Here is a 22,007-nt window from a genome sequence, read left to right on the forward strand (position 1 = left end):
ATTAAATTTAGAATTTCAATGCGTTAGCGATATCTTCTTCGCTTTCTTCTTGATCAATAACGTTCTGCGCTTTGTTGGCTACCACCACGAACGGCAGGTAAACCAGCGTGGCGATACCGAGGTTGAACAGCGCGACCAGCAGAGCAGCGACGCTACCGTTGGTGTTAAAGAACGCGCCCAAACCGGTTGGCATGGTCCACGGTGCGATGTTGGTAATCGGTGGAATAATGCCGGAGTAATAAGCTGCCAGCGTAATCGCCGCCAGAATCGGCTGCACCAGAATGAACGGGATAAACATCACCGGGTTCATGATGATCGGCAGACCGAACAGGATAGGTTCGTTAATCTGGAACAGGCCTGACGGCAGTGCCAGTTTAGCAACCTGACGATAATCCGGACGACGCGATGCCAGGAAGATAGCGATAATCAGACCCAGCGTAGCCCCGCTACCCCCGAGGAAAATATAGGAGTCGAGCATCGGTTTCGCCCAGACGTGGAAGGTCTTTCCGGCTTCCAGCGCGGCGTCTACGGAACCAAACTGTTGGTAAATGGAGATGTTTTCCAGCGCCCATGGCGTCATGATACCGCTGTCCAGCGCGGTCAGCGCCAGTGAACCATGAATACCGAAGAACCACAGCAGCGGAACAAAAATAACGTAGGCCCAGCCCACTACGCTGCCCAGCGATGCCAGCGGAGTTGAAATGGAATCCATGATGATCTGGTGGAAGTTCGTACCCCAGGTGTTCAATGCCCAGGCGATGATCCCCATAATGGAGAGGATAAGGAAGCCAGGAATCAGCGCAGAGAAAGAGCGCGACACGGATGTCGGTACGCTATCAGGTAATTTAATTACCCAATTGCGACGGACCACAAAGGTGAACATTTCCGCGACCGCGAGGCCGATAATAATACCGGAAATAATATTGGCACCGCCGAGCCAGTTCGCGCCAACGGCATAGGCTTCACCCACGCTATATGGCGTTACGGTCATAAACGCGGCGACGGATAACAGCCCGGCAGCCAGTGAGTCGACTTTGCGTTCTTCTGCCAGCGCCATACCGATAAAGAACGGCGCCATCAATGACATGATACCCAGCGTACCGTTATAGACGTTTCCACCAATGCCTTTCAAACTATTCAGCGTTTCAATAGTTGAAGCATCAAGTCGAATGCCCATTGAATAAAAAAACGACCCCTCCCCAAAGCTTAGGAAAACGTTATTGATTAATACAAACATGGCCCCTGCGAGGGTTAACGGCATTAAACGAATAAAACCGTTTTTGATTGCATTAACGTGTGGCTGCTTTCCAATTTTTACAGCAAAAGGAAGGAGTACCTTTTCAAGTGAAGCAATAGCGTTACTCATAGAAAAATACCCTTAAATACCGCAATTAATAATTACGGTGAATGTTAATGAAATAACTCTTTGACGGGAAAATTAAAATAAAATAATTAATTTGCTGCGGCTTTTTTAATTGCTGCAACCGCAGCCTTAAGCACGCCTAAACCATCGACTTTGCCATACAGCAGCGAGTCAATCACTTCCACAGGCTTGTTGGGTAACAAACGCTGAATTTCGGGCAACATATAAGCAATTTGTGGACCTAATAATACAACATCGGCCACTGGACCTTTTTCTCCGGCCAGCGTTTCAGGAAACGCTTCAATAATAACCGGTACTTCGTATTTTTCGGCCTGAGCACGCATCTTCGAAACCAACAATGAAGTCGACATGCCCGCAGAACAAAACAGATAAATGTGTTTCTTTTCCATTAAAACGATCCTCATGTGCGATTATCTGTCACCAGACACTCCGCAAGCCCTAACCTGCATCCATGCTCTGGGTAACTTGCGTCAGCTAAATTACTTTTTTAGGTGGCTGAAATGAGTATACGGGATTGCACCGGCGGATGGTATTTCCTTGACCAACTAAATTGTCTCTCCTTGACCTGGCGTTATGACCACCCTCACACTTCAGGCAAATAATTCGCGTCAATAATTAAGATCGTGTGACATAAAAAAACCGGCGCAGTGGCCGGTTTTCCCGAGTGCTCAGGCAATAAACAGTTGTTACTTCTTCGCTGCCTGCGGGTCGGTGTCGTACTCTGCGCAGGTCTGGTAGCCAGAGTTAATCACGTGTCCGGTGTCATCTAAAGCAACAAAATAGGTCTCAGCTTTACCATCTCGTTGACCCAGGATGTAGGTCTGACACGTCCCACGCGCATGGATCATACTGACTTCGGAAGACGGTTTACCGGCAATCTGCGCTACCTGCGCCCGGCTCATCCCTTTCTTCACATCTTTCACCACGGGCTGAACAAATTGGTCTTTCGTACGATCGTAGGCCGTACACCCTGCCAGCATAGTCAAAACAGCCGCTGCGCTCAGAATTCCTGTTAGATTCTTGTTCATATTCCGTCCTCTTGTATTTCAGCGTGTTATATAAGCCTGGAGCACAACAACGCATTTTTCAAGCAATCAGAGGATACTTAGGTGGTTTCGGAAAATTCTATTAAAACAAAATGATGCTATATCAGGCTCGCATCCCTTGTCGTTTGGGCCTCAACGCGTTAGCTTTAACACATCATTTTTTTGATCATTTTATTTTTCGGAGGGGGTTAAATGACTCTGCAGCAAGAGATAATCCAGGCGCTTGGCGCAAAACCGCACATCGATGCAGAAGAAGAAATTCACCGCAGCGTGGATTTCCTGAAATCGTATCTGCAGACCTACCCCTTTCTGAAATCACTGGTGTTGGGAATTAGCGGCGGACAGGACTCAACGCTCGCGGGAAAACTGTGCCAGATGGCGATCACCGAGCTGCGAAAAGAAACGGGTAATGACGCCCTGCAGTTTATTGCCGTACGCCTACCGTATGGCGTTCAGGCCGATGAGCAGGACTGCCAGGATGCCATCGCCTTTATTCAACCGGACCGCGTACTGACCGTCAATATTAAGGGCGCGGTGCTGGCCAGCGAGCAGGCCCTGCGTGAAGCGGGTATTGAACTGAGCGATTTTGTGCGTGGCAATGAAAAAGCCCGTGAACGTATGAAGGCACAATACAGTATCGCCGGCATGACCAGCGGAGTTGTCGTGGGTACCGATCATGCTGCAGAAGCCATCACCGGATTTTTCACTAAGTACGGCGATGGCGGTACCGACATTAACCCACTATTTCGTCTGAACAAGCGCCAGGGCAAACAACTGCTCGCCGCGCTGGGGTGCCCGGAGCACTTATATAAGAAAGCACCAACTGCCGACCTCGAGGACGATCGCCCTTCTCTGCCGGATGAAGCCGCACTGGGCGTCACTTACGACAACATCGACGACTATCTGGAAGGAAAAACGCTGGATCCCGACGTCGCGAAAAAAATTGAAGGCTGGTACGTGAAAACTGAGCATAAACGTCGCACACCGATCACCGTGTTTGATGATTTCTGGAAAAAAGCGTAATCCTTTTCCCTTCAAAATGCCGGGTAGCGCCAGGATTGGCCCTATTTGGCATTAGCCTGCTGAATCTCATGCCGCTTTTTTAATCGTCCTCAAACTGCTATACTGGATGAATAACCAGCATCTGGAGTCAACAGTGGTACAGCGTCAATCAGCCCCTCGTCTGACATTTGAGGCAGCGGCAATCTATGAATATCCCGAGCACCTGCGCCCGTTTTTGAGTGCGCTTCCCACCGCGCCAGGCGTCTATCTGTTTCACAGTGATAGCGACACCATGCCGCTTTATATTGGTAAAAGTGTCAATATTCGCAGCCGTGTGCTGGCGCATCTGCGTACCGCAGACGAAGCGAGTATGCTGCGTCAGGCCAGGCGCATTAGCTGGATTTGTACGGCCGGAGAAATTGGCGCCCTGCTGCTGGAAGCGCGGCTTATCAAAGAACAGCAGCCCCTGTTTAACAAACGGCTGCGACGCAATCGCCAGCTGTGTGCCTTGCAGCTTACCGACCGAACGGTTCAGGTGGTTTACGCACGAGATATTGATTTCTCCCACGCCCCCAATCTGTTTGGCCTGTTTGCCAACCGCCGCGCAGCGCTACAGACGCTGCAAAGCCTCGCCGATGAACAACAGCTGTGCTACGGCCTGTTGGGGCTGGAACCCCTCAGCCACGGGCGCGCCTGTTTTCGCTCCGCGCTTAAACGCTGCGCCGGAGCCTGCTGTGGGAAAGAAAGCCCTGAAGCGCATCATGTGCGTCTGGTAGAAGCCCTGGAAAGAGTGCGCGTAATCTGCTGGCCGTGGAGCAATGCCATTGCGCTGCAGGAAACCCGCGCTGAAATGACGCAGTACCATATCATCAATAACTGGCTGTGGCTGGGAGCCGTTTCAACGCTGGATGAGGCAGCTACACTGGCGCGAATGCCGGCCGGCTTTGATCAAGATGGCTACAAAATTCTCTGCCGGCCTATTCTGTCTGGTCAATATGACATTATTGAACTGAGTCCGGAGAATGCCCCGGCATCCAGTTGATCTCGCTGAACAGCAGTTTCCCCTCGCGCTCCAGCAGTCGTAACGTGTGTTTACCGTCGTGCCAGCTTGCACCCTGATCGACGGTCAACAACTTATCACCCAGTTGCCAGGCTCCGCTGATAACAAACACTACGCCGCCGCGCGAACCAAAGGTCGTAAAGGTGCGATCGGCAACTCTGACTTTTGCCTGGCAGACATCACGTCGGGTCATGATATTAAAATCCATCGACATCTGCCCTTCCGTCAGCTTCGCTTTTACCACCTTGTCACCGGCAAAGGTAAAAGGCTGATGCTGTTTCAGGGTATGCGTGAAGGTGTTCGGCTCTTCCAGCGTCACTTCTCCACCTTCCAGCAGGGTAATCACGCGTTCTACGCCGGGAAAAAGAGAAAACTCTCCATTCGCTGCGATGGAGGCGATACTCGCCCGCCAGTGAAAATCTCGTGTTGCTGGCGGAAAACAGCAAATCTCACGCGTTTCTCCCGCACCATTTCGCCACAGATTGACCGGCATTTTGCGGATATCAAAGTATTCCATCATCCCTCCAGAAAGGCGCAGCACGGCAGCCCACCGTAAACAGGCAGCCATAAATCATCATTGTTATGTTCACCCTGCAGATTATTGTTATCGGCAGCAGAGTTGATTTGCCTTAGCGATGAACCCGGTGTTTTGCAAAAAAGAACAACGCGCCCTCCAGGTGGAATTTTCGCGGGCTTCAGGAGAATAACGTGTCACAAGCGCGGTGCAAGAGGCAGCAAAGAAAAAACCGCCGATCCTGCCCACCTCGTTAAACGTGTTGTGGACAAGAGCGGCGGTCTTGAGTTTGGTTTCACACTGTGCGGCAATCAGCACACACAGCGTGAATGATATAGTGTAGACGCTGAACGATTACTCAGCAGCTTGCGGCATTTTACCCTTCTGCGCGGCACGTTCTGTCAGACGCTTCTCAAAATTGGCATTAAACTGCTTTTTCTGTTCCGGGGTCAGAATGTTGTAAATCTTGTTCTGGGTTTCCATATGCGCCAGCATGTTGGCTTTGCGCTGTTCTTCCATCTTCGCAATCTGCGCTTCCGCTTTCGCTTTATCGAAGCTATCGCTGGCGATGATGTCGTGCATTGCGCGGCGCTCTTCCAGCGGCGGACGTTTCATCTGATCACGCTGACCTTTCATGATCTCGCGAATCTGCTGTTTCTGCGCATCGGTCAGGTTCAGGTCTTTAAACATCATGTCGTGATGCGGGGCAAACTTACCGTTGTGGTGCATCATTGGTTTGGCATCAGCTGGCGCAGCTGTTGTCGTGTCAGCGGCGTGGGCCAGGTTAGCAGCGCCCAGCGCCAGGGTAGAGGCAACAAACAGAGCAGTCAGTTTACGCATAATTTCTATCCTTTCTTTCAGTTATTTTTACGACACTCATGCGACTCTTATGCAATGTGATGTCGTGTTGACGAGATTAACTTTACCGGCTTAAGCGTCAATTAATCAGAGCAACGGTAAAACAATGAAAGTGTAAAAAACAAACTTTCATCAATTATGGAGAAAAAAAGAATAAATTGCGCAGAGTTGCAATAAAAAATTACAACGGGATGATTTTGAAGGGATTATGAAGAACTATACCTCATCCCTGATTATTAAGAAAGCAATTCACCAGGAATAATCCGTAATAAATAAAAACAGCACGTAAAAATAAGCCCTTAGGGATAAACCAAAAGGGCATATATATTTGTCACAATTTTTCGAGCATCAATCCGGCACGTAAACCACAGGCCACGTTTGGATTTGGAAAGAGAACGTATTCAACATCATGGGTGACGGTAAAACGTTCATCACCGTCCTGCGCCAGCAAGGTGCCCTCTGTAAAAGGGGTAAAGTTGAGCGTCTGGTTATCCATGTGAAGAATGAAATCGTCGCTACGCCGCGTGATTTGCGACACCACGCGGTAACGCAGCGGAGATGTTTCTCCCAGTGACATTCGCTCGCCCTTTAGCAGCTTCGCCAGCGCATCTGCCGTCTGCGCAAACTGAGTCAGATCGTTTTGTCCAAACGGCAGCGCTTTACCCAGTTCCAGCGTGCAGGCCAGCGCGCCAAAATGTTCAGCGCTAAAATGGGTGAACGTGCCGCCAGGTGTCTGATGGAAAACCAGCGCCTCCAGCCCTGCCTCTCCCAGCCATCCCAAAAAATCTTCGTCCCAGGCAACGTTGCGTTGTGGCAACACGCCAAAGCGCAGATGCTGCGAGCCGCGAATCGCGGTGTGCAGATCCAGATGCCAGCGGACTGGCTCTTTCGCCCGCGAATAAAAATCCTCCAGACACAGCTCAAGCTGATGGGCTCGGTGCGTTTCTTCACTCGCGGCAAAAATCTGCCAACGGCCGCCAAACATACGGTTCAGGTCGCTATGACAATAACGTTGTCCCGCCGCCAGCGCCTGCGGGTTCCCCAGAATCACCAGCAGCCGCCATGTCAACGTTAGTTCACCGCTAAACAGCCTGGAGAGAATTGAATCAAGTATCTCTACCGGGGCCGTTTCATTGCCGTGGATCCCCGCAGACAGCACCAGCGAATATTCCGCCGGAGTGTCCGGCGTCAGCTCCAGAATCCCATGACCAATCCACTGCCAGGAAAAGCCGCGAGCTGTGCCCTCGGTTGTCTCGGGGGTTATCCCTGCCAGCGTCTGGGCCAGAAAATTATCCATGGCTGGTCCTCTCCTGCTGGAAGGGATACACAGAGCCGAGGTTGAGCAATTGCGTCAACGTATCCAGCGCTTCACGCCCCTCACGCAACAGCTGCGGGTCGGCAAGGTCGGCGGCGGTAAGACGATCGCGATAGTAACGGTCGACCCAATTATTCAGCGTGTTAAACAGCGTATCGTTCATGATAACCGCCGGATTTACGGCCTGCAGCTCCTGTGGCGTAAGCACCACTCTCAGGCGCAGACATGCCGGACCGCCGCCGTTGGACATACTTTCACGCAGATCGAATACCTGCAGGTCATCGATCGGATTGTCTTCCTCGAGCAGACGGTTCAAATACCGCCACACGCCCGCATGCTCCCGACACTCCTGCGGCAGGACCAGCATCATCGAACCGTCATCACGGCTCAGTAACTGGCTGTTAAACAGATAGGTAGTCACCGCATCCTGCACCGACACTTCCGCAGCCGGGACTTCCAGCGGGGTAAAACCTGCCACCTGACTGCGTAACTGCTCGAACAACGCCTGCTGTCTGACAAACGCCAGCTGATGACAAAACAGTACCTGGCGATTCGACACCGCAATCACATCGTTATGAAACACGCCAAGATCGATAACGTCCGGGTTTTGTTGGGCAAAAATGCGCTGATGCGGGTTAACCTGATTCAGTCGGGCGACCGCCTCGCTGGCCTCACGGGATTGCCTCGCCGGATAGCGCTTCGGATGGGACGCATTCCCTTCTTCACGACCGTAAACAAACAGCTGTACGCCAGGGTCGCCGTAATCCCCGCCGAGGCGGTTATGGTTTGCCGCACCTTCATCACCGAATAGCGCAACCTGGGGTAACGCACCGTGGACCGTAAAACTATTCTCATCACGGAAAATCGCCCGTAGCAACGCTTCGGTGGTCGGCGCTTCCAGCGAACGGTGAAACTTATTATTCAGATTCGCCACCGTCAGATGCACTTTCCCGTCCAGCGCATCGGCTGAAGGGCAGACCGTTGCCGCATTCGCCACCCACATAGACGATGCGGAGCTGGCGCTGGAGAGCCAGTGAGGCGCCTGACGCGCCACGTTCTCCAGTATCTGTTCGTCGCGGCCGGTAAAGCCCAACTGACGCAGCACCGGAATATACGGCCGCTCATGAGGCGGGATCACCGCTTGGGGAAATCCCGCATCCGCCAGCGCTTTCATCTTTAGCAGACCCTGCTTCGCCGCCAGACGCGGGTTCGATACCTGAAAACGATGTTTGGTTGAGGCCTCATTACCAAATGACAGCCCCGCATAGTGGTGGGTCAGCCCCACCAGACCATCAAAATTTACCTCACGGGCTTTCATAGCTTATCCTCGCGAGAAAAATCCAGGCCGGGGCTAAGCGTCGTTGGCAGCGTTAAGGCCGGTGATTCCAGACTTGCCATCGGCCAGGCGCAATAATCTGCGGCATACCACGCGCTGGCGCGATGGTTCCCGGAAGCGCCAACGCCGCCAAACGGCGCTGTACTCGCCGCGCCGGTTAACGGCTTATTCCAGTTGACGATCCCGGCCCGCGCCTCAAGCAGCAGTTGATCAAACTGGCTGCGATCGGGGGAAACCAACCCACACGACAATCCAAAGCGGGTGTTGTTCGCCATACGAATTGCGTCATCAAAGCTGTCATAACGCCAGACGCCAAGCAGCGGTCCAAAGACCTCTTCATCGGGTACGTTCGCCGCCCCGGTCAGTTCGATGATCCCTGGGGTGAGCAGTGACGTTCCGGCTTGCACCAGACGTGGCGCTAACAGCGTCCGGCCCCCTAACGATTCCAGACGCTGCCAGGCATCATAGACATGCCGCGCGGCTTGTTCGGAAATCAGCCCGCCAATAAATGGCTGCGGTTCTGCGTCCCAGTTGCCGGGCATTAAACGCTGGCTGACGTCCACCAGGCGCGTCAGGAACGCATCCCCCTGCGCGCCTTTTTTAACTAACAGGCGACGGGCGCAGGTACAACGCTGTCCGGCGGTGACAAACGCGGACTGAATAGTCAGATGCACTGCGGCATCAATATCTTCCGGGTTCTCAATAATCAGCGGGTTGTTGCCCCCCATCTCCAGAGCGAGGATTTTTTCCGGCTGGCCGGATAGCTGTCGATGCAGTTGATAACCAGTATTGGCACTGCCGGTAAACAGCAGGCCATCGAGATCGTCCTGCCCGCTCAGCGCCTGCCCCGTATCGCGACCGCCCTGCACCAGGTTCAGCACACCCGGCGGCAATCCCGCCTGCTCCCACAGCTTTGTCACGGCTTCACCGGTCCACGGCGTCAGCTCGCTGGGTTTGAAAATCAATGTGTTGCCTGCCAGCAGTGCCGGAACAATATGACCATTGGGTAAATGGCCAGGGAAGTTATACGGGCCAAAAACTGCCAGCACGCCGTGCGGGCGATGGCGCAACGTCGCTGCGCCATCCGGTAATTCGCTGTGATGCTCTCCGGTACGCGCATGCCAGGCTTTCACGGAGATGGCAATTTTATTGATCATCGCCGTCAGTTCTGTAGCGGCTTCCCAACGGGGTTTGCCGGTTTCCCGGGCGATAATCTGTGTGAGTTCGGCTTTATTGCTTTCCAGCAATGAGGCAAATTTTTCAACAATGGCCTGGCGTGCGCCAAAGGGCTGTTTAGCCCAACTGGCAAAGGCTGCGCGCGCGGCCCGGCACGCCTGCGCCACCTGGGCTGCATCTGCATCATTCCCCTGCCACAGTACATCACCGCTTACGGGATTGGTTTTCACCCGACGCTCGCCCAGCCCCGTCAACCAGTCGCCGTTTATCCATAATGTCATGCTGTTTTCTCCTCTGCACAAAGACGCACAAAACGTACATGGTCGCCCGCGTGACATTTCAGGGCGTCCAGTTGCGCCGCCGTCAGTACCAGACGCTGAGTATCCGGGTCGGCACGAACCAACATGACGCGGAAATTTTGATAATTTTCATTGGCAACCAGACAAGCAGGATAGTCGCCCGGCGCAGGCTGCCCTTCAGCCACCTCCACCAGCCTGCTTTTACGGATAGCCCGTACCCGGTCAATATCGCATTCCAGGGTCGGTCCGCCGTCGAAAATATCGACGTAGTTGCGGTAGCGAAATCCTTCTTTCTCCAGCACCGCCCGCGCAGGAGCCGTTTGCGGATGCACCTGACCAATCACGCTCTGCGCTTCGTCAGACAGGAAATGGGTATAAATCGGATGCTTAGGCATCAGTTCAGCAATAAAGGCTTTTTGCCCGGTTCCGCAGAGAAAATCCGCCCGGCTGAACTCCATTGAGAAAAAACGTTTGCCGAGGCTTTGCCAAAACGGAGAGTAGCCGTGTTCATCGATCACGCCGCGCATCTCGGCCACGACCTTCTCATTGAACCGGTCACGAAAGGCCGCCATAAACATAAAGCGCGACTTCGACAACAAATAGCCGTTGCCTTCTTTACGCCAGTCCGGATCGAGAAACAGAGAACAAAGTTCGCTACTGCCCGTGTGATCGTTGCTCAGAAACAGCGTCGGCAGCGCGTTATACACGTTCAGCTCTTTCGAGGCGTGCACCAGAGTACCGACCCGGTAGTTGTACCAGGGATCGTTAAGCCCTACCGCCACCTCAATGGCGCAAATCCCTGCCACGGTTCCGCTGGCGCTGTCTTCAAGCACAAACACATATCCCTGCTCACTTTTGGGCAACTCACCGCGCCAGGTTTGTAGCGAACGTTCGATACGCGCCATCAGCGTAGCTTCATTCGCCGGTAGCGAGGTCAACCCGCCGCCGGTCTTACTGGCAAGCTGCATCAGCGCGGTGATATCAGCGCGTTCAATGGGACGAATCACCATCATGATGAACCTCCTGCTTTACTGCGTTCGCAGGCCAGCGCAAAGCGATCCAGTCCGGTGGCGATTTCTTCTTCGCTGACGTTTAACGCTGGCGCAAACCGCACCACATTAGCGCCAGCAATCAGCACCATCACTCCGGCAACGGCCGCTTCTTGCGAGATGAGTTTTGCTTTCCCGGCAAATTCCGCGTTCAGCACACAGCCAATCAGCAGTCCGAGTCCACGAATTTCACTAAACAGTCCAAAACGTTCGTTAATGGCGTTAATACGCTCCACAAACCAGTCGTGGCGCTGTTTCACTCCGTTAAGCACTTCCGACGTGTTAACAATTTCCAGCAGTTTTCCCGCCACCGCAGTGGCCAGCGGGTTTCCGCCGTAGGTTGTACCGTGCGTACCGACCGTCATCACACTGGCGCAACGCTCTGTCGCCAGCAGTGCGCCGATGGGGAAACCGCCGCCCAGCGCTTTCGCTGTCGTCAGCAGGTCCGGCGTAACGCCGTAGTGCATGTAGGCATACAGTTCGCCGGTACGACCAACTCCGGTCTGAACTTCATCAAAAATCAACAGCGCATTATGGCGATCGCATAATTCACGCAGCCCCTGCAAAAAGGCGTTTGTTGCCGGCACTACGCCGCCTTCCCCCTGCACCGGCTCCACAATAACCGCACAGGTGTTGTCATCAATCAGTTGGCTGGCAGAGTCGAGATCGTTATACACGGCATGGCGGATATCCGGCGGCAGCGGCGCGAAGTCCTGTGAATAGGCGGGCTGTCCTCCGGCACTGACGGTAAACAGCGTGCGACCATGGAAAGCATTTTTAAACGCCACAATGCCGCTCTTCTGGCTACCAAAACGATCGTGGGCATATTTACGTGCCAGTTTTAATGCCGCTTCGTTAGCTTCTGCGCCAGAGTTACAGAAGAAAATGCGCTCGGCAAAAGTGGCATCAATCAGCTTTTTCGCCAGGCGCAGCACCGGCTCGTTGGTGTAGCCATTTCCCGTATGCCAGAATTTGCTCGCCTGGTCGTTTAATGCCTCGCGCAATGCCGGATGTGCATGACCCAGCGCGTTAACCGCAATGCCTCCCGCGAAATCGATATACTCTTTACCCTGCTGATCCCACAGACGTGAACCTTCGCCACGCACCGGAATAAAAGGGGCCGGAGCGTATACGGGCATCATCCATTCATCAAAATTTTCACGCGTAATTGACAGAGACATAGCGACCTCAACGGTAAATAAAAGGTTATTTATATGTTAATAAATATAGTGTTTGCGGTGTAAATGTAGATTGCAGGCTTCGTGCCAGCCAGCGAAAAAAGTGCATAAACGGAGGGCGGTGACGGAATATCAACGAGTTACAACCTGACGATATTCACTGTATGTGCATATAAAGTGAATATGTTTGCGTACCAGATGACTAAACAGAGGAAAAAACGCAATTTTATTCAGTCGCCAAATATAATTCTGGAATTGTGATCGTATACGAAATTTATCGGAAATTATTGCTCTATTCCGACGCGCTACGCGCCAAAACGGTGCAGTTTTTGCTCCATCGTTAACACCATTAGCAATCATTGTTGGAATCAGGTGACAAGAAGCAGTCAGCCTGCAGAAATTCTGCTACCATCCTTGCACTATTCATCTTGCAAAGTGGCAGCGACTATGAAATTTGTCTCTTTTAATATCAACGGCCTGCGTGCCCGTCCCCATCAACTGGCAGCCATTGTCGAAAAACACCAACCGGATGTTATTGGCTTACAGGAGACAAAAGTCCACGACGATATGTTCCCTCTCGAAGAGGTAGCAAAGCTGGGTTATAACGTCTTTTATCACGGTCAGAAAGGCCACTACGGCGTAGCACTATTAACGAAAGAAACGCCGATTGCGGTGCGTCGTGGCTTCCCGGGTGATGGCGATGAAGCGCAGCGTCGTATCATCATGGCGGAAATTCCGTCGCCTCTGGGCAGCATCACGGTGATCAACGGCTATTTCCCGCAGGGCGAAAGCCGTGACCATGAAACCAAGTTCCCGGCCAAAGCCGCGTTTTATCAGAACCTACAAAACTACCTGGAGACTGAACTGAAGCGCGACAATCCGGTATTGATCATGGGTGATATGAATATCAGCCCAACCGACCTCGATATTGGTATTGGCGAAGAGAACCGTAAACGCTGGCTGCGTACCGGCAAATGTTCCTTCCTGCCAGAAGAGCGCGAGTGGATGGAACGTCTGCTGGGCTGGGGCCTGGTAGATACCTACCGTCACGCCTGGCCTGAAAAGAACGACCAGTTCTCGTGGTTTGATTACCGCTCAAAAGGCTTTGATGATAACCGTGGCCTGCGTATCGATCTGCTGCTGGCGAGCAAACCGCTGGCGGAGCGCTGCGAAGAAACCGGCATCGACTATGAAATCCGCAGCATGGAAAAGCCGTCCGACCATGCGCCTGTATGGGCTAAATTCCGCGTCTGATCGTCTGCGTATTTTCACTCTCCGGGCCTTGCCTGGAGAGTCTGTTTATTCTGTGCAAAATCAATAAAGCCACGGTAATACATTGTTGCGGCCGGAAATTTATTATATCTTCGCGCGCACTTTTCGCTGACGAAAACGCTACATTGCATTCGGTTTTACAGGAGAACCCCCATGAAAAAGAAGTTCGCATAACGCAGAATACCGGCTGCTAATTGTTGCGGTATTGTTCTGCGTTCTGGCGGGAGTTTTCCATCATTACGGTCTGACCGATCTGATCACCAATTTCCATCATTTACAAGATGTCATCGGCCAAAGCGGCCTGTTCGGCTATACCCTTTATATCCTGCTGTTTATAGTTGCCGCGCTGTGTCTGATCCCTGGCAGCATCCTGGTGATCGTCGGCGGTGTGCTGTTTGGCCCGGTGACAGGGACGCTTATCTCGTTAGTGGCGGCAACCACGGCTTCGGCGCTTTCGTTTATGCTGGCTCGCTGGCTTGGGCGGAAATTACTGTTGAAATACGTTGGCCATACGGCAACGTTTCAGGCTATCGAAAAAGGCATTGCCCATAGCGGAGTAGACTTTCTGATCCTGACCCGGCTCGTGCCACTGTTCCCCTATAACATTCAAAACTATGCCTATGGGCTGACGGCCATTCCGTTCTGGTCATTTACCGTGATATCTGCGCTAACCACCTTGCCCGGCATCTTTATCTATACGCTGATGTCGCACGAACTGGCCAGCGAAGGGATTAGCTGGGCATTTATCGGTAAGCTCAGCGTTGCGGGGCTGGCGCTATTCGTCCTCGTTCAGGCCGCCAAAGCCTGGGCGCGGCATAAACATGTCGATCCGGCGCCCGGTCACGAGTACGCGGGTAAATGATCAAGATGAATAAAGCGCGGCGGACACGCTATTACCGTATAAGCTTGCTTGCCCTGCTGCTGCTCGCCCTGATGGCGTGGGCGTGGATACCTGGCGTGAGTGATTTTCTTCACGGCAGTCTGGCGGCATTTACCACGCTCGATCAGCATGCTCTTGAGAACTTCATTCGTTCTTACGGAACCCAGGCGGCGGTCGTGTCGTTCTTCCTGATGATCTTACAGGCCATCGTCGCGCCGCTTCCCGCCTTTGTGATCACCTTTGCCAATGCCTCGCTGTTTGGCGCATTTTGGGGCGGCGTACTGTCCTGGAGCAGCGCGATGGCAGGCGCGGCGCTGTGCTTTTTTATTGCCCGCGTTTTAGGTCGCAGCGCGGTGGAAAAACTGACCGGAAAAACGGTGCTGAACAACATGGACTCTTTTTTCGAGCGCTATGGCAAGCACACAATTCTTGTCTGTCGCCTATTACCTTTTGTGCCGTTCGACCCGGTAAGCTACGCAGCAGGCCTGACCTCGATTCGTTTTCGCCATTTCTTCATCGCCACCGGCATCGGTCAGTTACCGGCCACTATCGTCTATTCATGGGCTGGTAGCCTGTTAACCGGCGGCACATTTTGGTTTGTTACCGGCCTGTTCATCCTGTTCGCTCTGAGCGTGGTGATTGCCGTGGCCAGAAGCCTTTATCTTGAGCATCAACGGAAAAAGACCTGAGTCTTTCCCCCATTTTTAGCAAGGGAGATATTATGCGTTACTGCTTATTGTGCCTGAGTTTGCTGCTCTCTCCGCTGGCGGCTTTCGCCGAGGACGCCAGTTGGCAGCAAATCAAAAATGACGCCCGCGGTCAGACGGTGTGGTTCAACGCCTGGGGTGGCGACAACGCAGTTAACCAGTATCTCGACTGGGTTAGCGGCGAGATGAAAACACACTATGCCATTAACCTGAAAATCGTACGCCTGGCGGATGCCGCCGACGCCGTAAAACGTATCCAGACGGAAGCGGCATCCGGGCGAAAAACCGGTGGATCGGTCGATTTACTGTGGGTGAACGGCGAAAATTTCCGCACGCTGAAAGAAGCCGGGTTGCTACAGACCCAGTGGGCGCAAACGCTGCCTAACTGGCGCTATGTTGATACCCAGAAACCGGTGAATGAAGACTTTTCCATTCCAACGGAGGGGGCTGAATCACCGTGGGGCGGCGCACAGCTTACATTTATTGCCAGGCACGATCTCACCGCGCAGCCGCCGCAATCCCCGCAGGCACTGCTTGAGTTTGCCCAGGCGCACCCTGGCACGGTGACCTATCCGCGGCCGCCAGACTTTACCGGAACGGCTTTTCTGGAGCAGTTGTTAATTTCGCTCACCAACAAACCGCAGGCGCTGAAAATAGCGCCAGATGCGTCCACATTCGCCGACGTTACCGCTCCATTGTGGCATTACCTTGATGCTTTGCATCCTGCCCTGTGGCGCGAAGGTAAAGATTTTCCGCCCACGCCCGCGCGAATGGATGCGCTGCTCAACGGTGGCACCCTGCATTTATCAATGACCTTTAATCCTGCCCACGCGCAGCAAAAAGTGGCCAGCGGTGAATTACCCAAAAGCAGCTATAGTTTTGGTTTCTCACAGGGCATGCTCGGCAACGTGCATTTTGTCACCATTCCAGCGAATGCGCGTGCCAGCGCCGGAGCGAAAGTCGTGGCAAATTTCCTGCTTTCACCCGAAGCGCAGCTGCGTAAAGCCGACCCGTCAGTCTGGGGAGATCCTTCGGTGCTTGATCCACAAAAATTGCCTGTCGACCAGCGTAATGCGCTGCTGGCGCGGATCCCACAAGGGCTCCCTGCCATGCTGCCAGAACCGCATGCTGCATGGGTAAACGCTCTGGAACAAGAATGGCTACGCCGCTACGGTACACATTAATTCTGCTACTCTGGGCCATCATGGCGGGCGTTTATCTGCCGCTGGCGCCAGCGGCTTTTTCTCTGATAACGCCGGCGCTGAGCACCAGACACTGGCTGGCGCTATTTAGCGATCCTCAACTCCCGCAGGCGTTACTGGCAACGCTGGTTTCCGTAAGCCTCGCGGCTGGCGGCGCGCTGATCATCGCCCTGCTGGCGATCCTCGCCTTATGGCCCGGCGCAGGCTGGGCGCGTCTGTGCACGCGTCTTCCGTGGCTGCTGGCGATTCCGCACGTTGCCTTCGCCACCAGCGTGCTGTTGGTTTTTGCCGAAGGCGGCATGCTCTGGCAATGGCTCCCGTTTCACAGCTCCCAGCCTGACCGCTACGGCATTGGGCTTGGCGTGACGCTGGCGGTAAAAGAGAGTGCCTTTTTGTTATGGATCCTCTCAGCTCTGCTGAGTGAAAAACAGCTTTCGCAGCAGGTTATCGTCCTGGATTCGCTGGGTTACAGCCGACTGCAATGCCTGAACTGGCTGGTTCTGCCCTCTCTCGCCCCCGCGTTAGGCAAAGCCATGCTGGCGATCGTCGCCTGGTCGCTCTCGGTAGTGGATGTAGCAATCGTCCTTGGTCCCGGAAACCCACCAACGCTTGCCGTGTTGAGCTGGCAATGGCTCAGTCAGGGCGATGCCGAGCAACAGGCTAAAGGAGCACTCGCCAGCCTGCTGCTGGTACTGCTGCTACTCATCATCGCGCTGGCGGGGTATCTGCTCTGGCGCGCCTGGCAACGCACTATTCCCGCAGTAAACGGGGAACGCCTGCGTTTTTCATCCTGTACAATCGGCCGTTCGCTGGTACAACTTTTGCCCTTTGGCGGTGTGGTGTGCGCGCTGGTTCTGGCGCTGATCGCCAGCTATTCGTCGCTAAATAGCGAGGCGCTCAGCACTAGCCTGCAACTGGGGCTTCTCTCCAGCGTGCTGGCGCTGCTGATACTTTTTGCCTGGCTGGAATGGGGTCCGCAAACCGGACACCGTTGGGTCTGGCTACCGCTCATTTTGCCTGCACTGCCGCTGGTAACTGGACAGTATCTGTTGGCGTTATATGCCGGACAGGATGGGTTGATGATAACCATTGTCTGGGGACACCTGCTGTGGGTGATGCCATGGATGCTGTTTGTGCTCAAACCGGCGTGGCAACGCATTGACCCACGATTGATTTTGATTGCGCAAACGCTGGGTTGGACCCGGGGCCGCATATTCTGGCAAGTAAAATGTCCGCAGCTGGCGCGCCCGGCGCTGGTTGCCTTCGCGGTAGGGTTCTCAGTCAGTATCGCCCAGTATATGCCGACGCTGTGGTTAGGCGCCGGGCGCTATCCCACGCTGACCACCGAAGCGGTGGCATTAAGCAGCGGCGGTAGCACCGCCATTCTGGCAACCCAGGCGCTATGGCAGCTTCTGTTACCGCTTATAATTTTCGCACTGGCGGCGTTCCTCGCTGCGTTGATTGGCCGCTTTCGACAAGGACTCCGCTAATGCTCATTGTACAAGGCGTTTCGTTGTACCAGGGTACGACAGCGCTACTGAAGGACGTTAATTTCCAGGTTAATAAAAGTGACATTGTCACCATTATGGGACCTTCCGGCAGCGGTAAGTCTTCGTTATTTTCGTGGATGATCGGGGCGTTGTCTCCTCAGTTTCAGGCGTCAGGCGAACTGTGGCTCAACGAACAGCGCGTAGACACACTGCCTACCGCGCAGCGCCAGATTGGCATTCTGTTTCAGGATGCGCTGCTGTTTGACCATTTCAGCGTTGGGCAGAATTTACTGCTGGCCTTACCCGCCAGCGTGCAAGGTCCCGCCAGACGCCATGCGGTGGAAAGCGCCCTCGCACGCGCGGGCCTGGCAGGATTTTATTCACGCGATCCGGCTTCGCTCTCCGGCGGGCAACGCTCGCGTGTCGCCCTGCTTCGCGCGCTGCTGGCGCAACCCCAGGCGCTGTTACTCGATGAACCCTTTAGCCGGCTGGATGCGTCGCTGCGCGATACCTTTCGCCAGTGGGTCTTCACCGAAGTACGTAAACTGGGTATTCCGGTGGTCCAGGTTACCCACGATGCGCAGGACGTTCCGCCAGCAGGTCGCGTATTACAGATGGAAAACTGGGCGTGAATGTGGCGATATGCTGCGTTAACGCAAGGTTTTTACTTAACTGGCGGCACAGAATGTCGTCCTCTTTTTCAACGTCGGGCTATTCGATGAAACGTGTTTCTCAAATGACCGCGCTGGCACTGGCTTTAGGGCTCGCTTGCGCTTCTTCCTGGGCTGCTGAAACAGCACAGACGCTCACCCTCAACCAGTTACAGCAAAAGCAAGGCGCGGCGATCGATACCCGTCAGAGCGCTTTTTACAACGGCTGGCCGCAATCGCTTAATGGTCCTTCAGGACACGAGCCTTCCGCACTGAACCTGTCTGCCGCCTGGCTCGACAAGATGAATGATGAACAACTCAGCGCCTGGGTTAAGGCACATCACCTGAAAACTGACGCGCCGGTGGCATTGTATGGCAGCGATACTGACATGCAGGCCGTCAAATCCCGCCTGCAGAAAGTCGGCTTTAACGCTATCTCAACCCTCAGCGATGCGCTTACGGACCCTGCCCGCCTGCAACGTCTGCCGCACTTCGAACAGTTGGTTTACCCGCAGTGGCTGCACGACCTTCAGCAGGGTAAAGAGGTAACCGCCAAACCGGCCGGTGACTGGAAAGTGATTGAAGCCGCCTGGGGCGCGCCGAAGTTGTATCTGCTCAGCCATATCCCTGGCGCGGGCTATATTGATACCAACGAAGTCGAAAGCGAACCGCTGTGGAATAAAGTGTCCGACGCGCAGCTCAAAGCGATGCTGGCGAAACACGGCATCCGCCACGACACCACGGTGATTTTATACGGCCGCGATGTCTACGCCGCCGCGCGCGTGGCACAAATTATGCTGTATGCAGGTGTGAAAGATGTTCGTCTGCTCGACGGCGGCTGGCAGACCTGGTCTGACTCAGGTTTACCGGTCGAACGCGGTACGGCACCAACGGTGAAGCCTGAACCTGATTTCGGCGTGACGATCCCTGCCCAACCGCAACTGATGCTGGATATGGAACAGGCTCGCGGTCTGCTGCATCGCCAGGATGCGTCTTTGGTGAGCATTCGTTCATGGCCGGAATTTATCGGTACGACCAGCGGCTATAGCTACATTAAGCCAAAAGGTGAGATCGCAGGGGCGCGTTGGGGCCATGCAGGCAGCGACTCCACCCACATGGAAGATTTCCATAACCCGGATGGCACCATGCGCAGCGCCGATGATATCGCCGCCATGTGGAAGCAATGGAATATCCTGCCAGAGCAACAGGTCTCATTCTATTGTGGTACCGGCTGGCGTGCTTCGGAAACGTTTATGTATGCCCGCGCAATGGGCTGGAAAAACGTCTCCGTCTACGACGGCGGCTGGTATGAGTGGAGCAGCTCTCCGAAAAACCCGATCGCCAGCGGTGAACGGGGTCCGGACGCCAGCAAGTAAGATTGTCATTGTTGCCGGATGCAGCGAGAACGCTTTACCCAGCCTACATAAACCATCGTTGTAGGCCAAATAAGCGAAGCGCATCCGGCAACGCACTACGTTACGCCTGACGCTGGACCGCTTTCAGCGTCAGATATCCGCTCCAGATCCGGGTGAACGTCGTCATCCAGCACAGCGCGCCAAAGACCCACGCCATTACGGCAAAATATTCCGGGAACAGACATCCCAACACAAACAGCAAAATCGTCTCGGTTCCTTCGGTCAGTCCGCCCAGATAATAAAACGATTTATGCGCATAACCGGGGTTATCAATCTGATGCTTTGCCGCCAGCGCGGCGAAGGCCAGGAAGCTGCTGCCGGTGCCAATAAACGCGAACAACAGCCAACCGCCTGCCAGCGCATTTTGCGCCGGCGCAGCAAGAATAAAACCAAACGGCACTAAGGCGTAAAACAGAAAATCGAGCGAGATATCGAGAAATCCTCCCGCGTCCGTTAGCCCTCTGCGCCGTGCCAGCGCCCCATCCAGCCCGTCAAACAGCCGATTGAGTACAATGGCCACCAGCGCCGCCATATACCAGCCTAACGCCAGAAATGGCAACGCCAGCACGCCAATAGCAAAACCGACCAGCGTAAGTCCGTCCGGGGTAATCGCCGGTTGATCAATGATGCCCACGCAGCGATGCAAAAGCGGTTTTAATCGCGGATGAAGATGGCGGTCAAGCATGCGGGCGTCCTTTAAAACTGTCGCACAGTCCCTGGGAGGGAATATCGAGAGCGGCATTAAAACGCGCCGAGAGATTTTGAAACGCAATCAGCGCGGTCATTTCAGTAATGGCGTCATCGGTAAAATACTGCTTCATCTGCGCTTTCAGCGCATCGTCAACCTGTGGTGGCGTTGCGGTGACCGCATCAGCATAGGCCAGCCCTACACGTTCTTCTGCGCTAAATAGCGTCGATTCTTGCCAGTTGGCAACCTGTAAGACTTTATCCAGCGCGCCGCAGCGTTCAGCCAGCCGTAAACTGTTGGCGTCAACGCAGAAAGCGCAATGGCACACCTGAGAAACGCGGGTCATCAACAGCGCGCGCATCACCGGCGACAGGCGCGCCTTTTTACGCTCCAGAAACCCGACAAACAGCGCCACCAGCCAGAACAGGAACGGCATCCGCCCCCACCAGCGCGTGGGATGCAGCACATCGCCATAATGTTTTTTCTGCGTAGCAACGAGCGGTTGCAAACTGGAAGGGATACGCGTTAACGGTTTTACCCACGACTGAGGATCGTTCAACGGTGGCTCCTGAATACTTTAGATAAAACAAAGATAACGATAGTATGTCATTTTCTACCGTTAGATCTTGATGAATATAATGAAAACCCTCGACGTGGTCGCCGCTATCATTGAACGTGATGGCAAAATTTTACTGGCTCAACGCCCGCAGCATGCGGATCAGTCAGGTATGTGGGAGTTTGCTGGCGGTAAGGTTGAGCCGGGGGAAAGTCAGCCAGAGGCGCTGGTCCGTGAACTGCGTGAAGAGTTGGGCATCGAGGCGGTCGTTGGGCGCTACATTGCCAGCCATCAACGCGAGGTTTCAGGCCGACTCATTCACTTACATGCCTGGCATGTACCGTCATATCAGGGGGAGCTGAAAGTGTATGAACATCAGGATATCGTCTGGTGTTCACCCGAAGAGGCGCTGCGTTATCCGCTGGCGCCTGCCGATATCCCGCTATTAGAAGCGTTTATCCTTTTACGCGACGCCAGACCAGCGGATTCGTGCTGATCGTTTTATCATCACGCTGGCACTGAAGCAAAACGCCATCCGCTTTAATCACCGCCCCTTCTGAGTAGTTTTGATCCTGATAAATACAGCACTGACTACAGGGTTGCGCCCGCTGACCGCTGGAACTGAACACTTCCGGCGGGACATTCACCTGCACGTCCGGGCGATAGAGCTGATTTGCCAGCGTCGCGCTGGACACCAGTGCCAACGCTCCTGCCATGATTATACGGCGCATATTCTTTCCTTTTTGACTGACAGTTATGCTCAGTATAACGGTATAAACCGGCAGAAACTTTAGCCCTTGCCATCATCGCTTTTGGTTATGACCCACGCCGCAATATTAATTTACTTAGCGCGGTTAATTTTTTCTTGCGTCCCGTCACACTGCTGATGTTATAGTCAAAAACTGCAAAACACTTAACACAAAAATCAAA

Annotated in this window: 23 protein-coding genes; 10 read left to right on the forward strand and 13 right to left on the reverse strand. The window is 54.0% G+C overall.

The window, feature by feature from the left end; all coding sequences use genetic code 11:
• Positions 1-7 precede the first annotated feature (7 nt).
• From chbC to osmE, 3 genes are all read right to left on the reverse strand, one after another.
• Positions 8-1,366, reverse strand: coding sequence for a PTS N,N'-diacetylchitobiose transporter subunit IIC (gene chbC, locus HV352_RS12900; protein WP_003030619.1), 1,359 nt, complete (start codon positions 1,364-1,366; stop codon positions 8-10).
• Positions 1,367-1,452: 86 nt separating this feature from the next.
• On the reverse strand, positions 1,453-1,773 hold the full coding sequence (chbB, locus tag HV352_RS12905) for a PTS N,N'-diacetylchitobiose transporter subunit IIB (RefSeq protein WP_003832547.1): 321 nt from the start codon (positions 1,771-1,773) through the stop codon (positions 1,453-1,455).
• Between the two features lie 297 nt (positions 1,774-2,070).
• Positions 2,071-2,412, reverse strand: a complete 342-nt coding sequence (gene osmE, locus HV352_RS12910) for an osmotically-inducible lipoprotein OsmE (protein WP_003030621.1) — start codon at positions 2,410-2,412, stop codon at positions 2,071-2,073.
• Positions 2,413-2,622: 210 nt separating this feature from the next.
• Here osmE and nadE point away from each other — a divergent pair, with 210 nt between their 5' ends.
• A complete protein-coding gene (nadE, locus tag HV352_RS12915; RefSeq protein WP_181634805.1) occupies positions 2,623-3,453 on the forward strand; it encodes an ammonia-dependent NAD(+) synthetase in 831 nt (276 codons plus the stop codon).
• Positions 3,454-3,586: 133 nt separating this feature from the next.
• The gene (gene cho, locus HV352_RS12920) at positions 3,587-4,474 is read left to right on the forward strand and encodes an excinuclease Cho (protein ID WP_196093927.1); all 888 of its coding nucleotides are present in this window, start codon (positions 3,587-3,589) and stop codon (positions 4,472-4,474) included.
• On the opposite strand, the gene ves is transcribed toward cho, so the two are convergent.
• From ves to HV352_RS12955, 7 genes are all read right to left on the reverse strand, one after another.
• Positions 4,434-5,009 (reverse strand): environmental stress-induced protein Ves, encoded by a 576-nt coding sequence (gene ves / locus HV352_RS12925; protein WP_016152850.1) that lies wholly within the window; start codon positions 5,007-5,009, stop codon positions 4,434-4,436. The two genes, cho and ves, sit on opposite strands and share 41 nt — an antisense overlap.
• A gap of 351 nt (positions 5,010-5,360) precedes the next feature.
• Positions 5,361-5,846: an ATP-independent periplasmic protein-refolding chaperone Spy gene (spy, locus tag HV352_RS12930; RefSeq protein ID WP_003030629.1), complete on the reverse strand. Its 486-nt coding sequence runs from the start codon at positions 5,844-5,846 to the stop codon at positions 5,361-5,363.
• Positions 5,847-6,195: 349 nt separating this feature from the next.
• Positions 6,196-7,161, reverse strand: a complete 966-nt coding sequence (astE, locus tag HV352_RS12935) for a succinylglutamate desuccinylase (protein WP_047358615.1) — start codon at positions 7,159-7,161, stop codon at positions 6,196-6,198.
• Entirely contained in the window at positions 7,154-8,497 is a 1,344-nt protein-coding gene (astB, locus tag HV352_RS12940) for an N-succinylarginine dihydrolase (RefSeq protein ID WP_075847319.1), read from the reverse strand. Before astB ends, astE begins: the two co-directional genes overlap by 8 nt.
• The gene (gene astD / locus HV352_RS12945; protein ID WP_181634806.1) at positions 8,494-9,972 is read right to left on the reverse strand and encodes a succinylglutamate-semialdehyde dehydrogenase; all 1,479 of its coding nucleotides are present in this window, start codon (positions 9,970-9,972) and stop codon (positions 8,494-8,496) included. Before astD ends, astB begins: the two co-directional genes overlap by 4 nt.
• The gene (astA, locus tag HV352_RS12950; RefSeq protein WP_016152846.1) at positions 9,969-11,003 is read right to left on the reverse strand and encodes an arginine N-succinyltransferase; all 1,035 of its coding nucleotides are present in this window, start codon (positions 11,001-11,003) and stop codon (positions 9,969-9,971) included. The genes astD and astA overlap by 4 nt, the downstream gene beginning before the upstream one ends.
• On the reverse strand, positions 11,000-12,220 hold the full coding sequence (locus tag HV352_RS12955; RefSeq protein WP_181634807.1) for an aspartate aminotransferase family protein: 1,221 nt from the start codon (positions 12,218-12,220) through the stop codon (positions 11,000-11,002). The genes astA and HV352_RS12955 overlap by 4 nt, the downstream gene beginning before the upstream one ends.
• A 444-nt stretch (positions 12,221-12,664) precedes the next feature.
• Here HV352_RS12955 and xthA point away from each other — a divergent pair, with 444 nt between their 5' ends.
• From xthA to HV352_RS12990, 7 genes are all read left to right on the forward strand, one after another.
• Positions 12,665-13,471, forward strand: a complete 807-nt coding sequence (xthA, locus tag HV352_RS12960; RefSeq protein WP_181634808.1) for an exodeoxyribonuclease III — start codon at positions 12,665-12,667, stop codon at positions 13,469-13,471.
• A 223-nt stretch (positions 13,472-13,694) separates the two neighbouring features.
• Entirely contained in the window at positions 13,695-14,351 is a 657-nt protein-coding gene (locus tag HV352_RS12965; protein ID WP_181634809.1) for a TVP38/TMEM64 family protein, read from the forward strand.
• Positions 14,348-15,058: a TVP38/TMEM64 family protein gene (locus HV352_RS12970; protein ID WP_046275881.1), complete on the forward strand. Its 711-nt coding sequence runs from the start codon at positions 14,348-14,350 to the stop codon at positions 15,056-15,058. The genes HV352_RS12965 and HV352_RS12970 overlap by 4 nt, the downstream gene beginning before the upstream one ends.
• 32 nt (positions 15,059-15,090) lie before the next feature.
• Positions 15,091-16,260, forward strand: a complete 1,170-nt coding sequence (locus HV352_RS12975) for an ABC transporter substrate-binding protein (RefSeq protein ID WP_181634810.1) — start codon at positions 15,091-15,093, stop codon at positions 16,258-16,260.
• Positions 16,233-17,768: a thiamine ABC transporter permease gene (locus HV352_RS12980; RefSeq protein ID WP_181634811.1), complete on the forward strand. Its 1,536-nt coding sequence runs from the start codon at positions 16,233-16,235 to the stop codon at positions 17,766-17,768. Before HV352_RS12975 ends, HV352_RS12980 begins: the two co-directional genes overlap by 28 nt.
• A complete protein-coding gene (locus tag HV352_RS12985) occupies positions 17,768-18,400 on the forward strand; it encodes an ATP-binding cassette domain-containing protein (protein WP_049271258.1) in 633 nt (210 codons plus the stop codon). The genes HV352_RS12980 and HV352_RS12985 overlap by 1 nt, the downstream gene beginning before the upstream one ends.
• Before the next feature lie 86 nt (positions 18,401-18,486).
• Complete coding sequence (locus HV352_RS12990; RefSeq protein WP_047418447.1) at positions 18,487-19,794, forward strand: sulfurtransferase; 1,308 nt, start codon at positions 18,487-18,489, stop codon at positions 19,792-19,794.
• A 100-nt stretch (positions 19,795-19,894) separates the two neighbouring features.
• Here the strand turns inward: HV352_RS12990 and HV352_RS12995 are convergent, their stop codons facing one another.
• A complete protein-coding gene (locus tag HV352_RS12995) occupies positions 19,895-20,518 on the reverse strand; it encodes a CDP-alcohol phosphatidyltransferase family protein (protein WP_047358607.1) in 624 nt (207 codons plus the stop codon).
• Positions 20,511-21,080 carry a carboxymuconolactone decarboxylase family protein gene (locus tag HV352_RS13000; protein WP_016156315.1) on the reverse strand — a complete coding sequence of 190 codons (570 nt, stop codon included), beginning with the start codon at positions 21,078-21,080 and terminating at the stop codon, positions 20,511-20,513. Before HV352_RS13000 ends, HV352_RS12995 begins: the two co-directional genes overlap by 8 nt.
• Positions 21,081-21,159: 79 nt before the next feature.
• Here HV352_RS13000 and HV352_RS13005 point away from each other — a divergent pair, with 79 nt between their 5' ends.
• Complete coding sequence (locus tag HV352_RS13005) at positions 21,160-21,573, forward strand: pyrimidine (deoxy)nucleoside triphosphate diphosphatase (protein ID WP_032947020.1); 414 nt, start codon at positions 21,160-21,162, stop codon at positions 21,571-21,573.
• Here the strand turns inward: HV352_RS13005 and HV352_RS13010 are convergent.
• Positions 21,533-21,793, reverse strand: a complete 261-nt coding sequence (locus HV352_RS13010; protein WP_170973731.1) for a YnjH family protein — start codon at positions 21,791-21,793, stop codon at positions 21,533-21,535. The two genes, HV352_RS13005 and HV352_RS13010, sit on opposite strands and share 41 nt — an antisense overlap.
• Positions 21,794-22,007: the final 214 nt, after the last annotated feature.

The sequence above is a fragment of the Citrobacter sp. RHBSTW-01044 genome (assembly GCF_013781945.1).
GTDB classification, from domain to species: domain Bacteria; phylum Pseudomonadota; class Gammaproteobacteria; order Enterobacterales; family Enterobacteriaceae; genus Citrobacter; species Citrobacter braakii.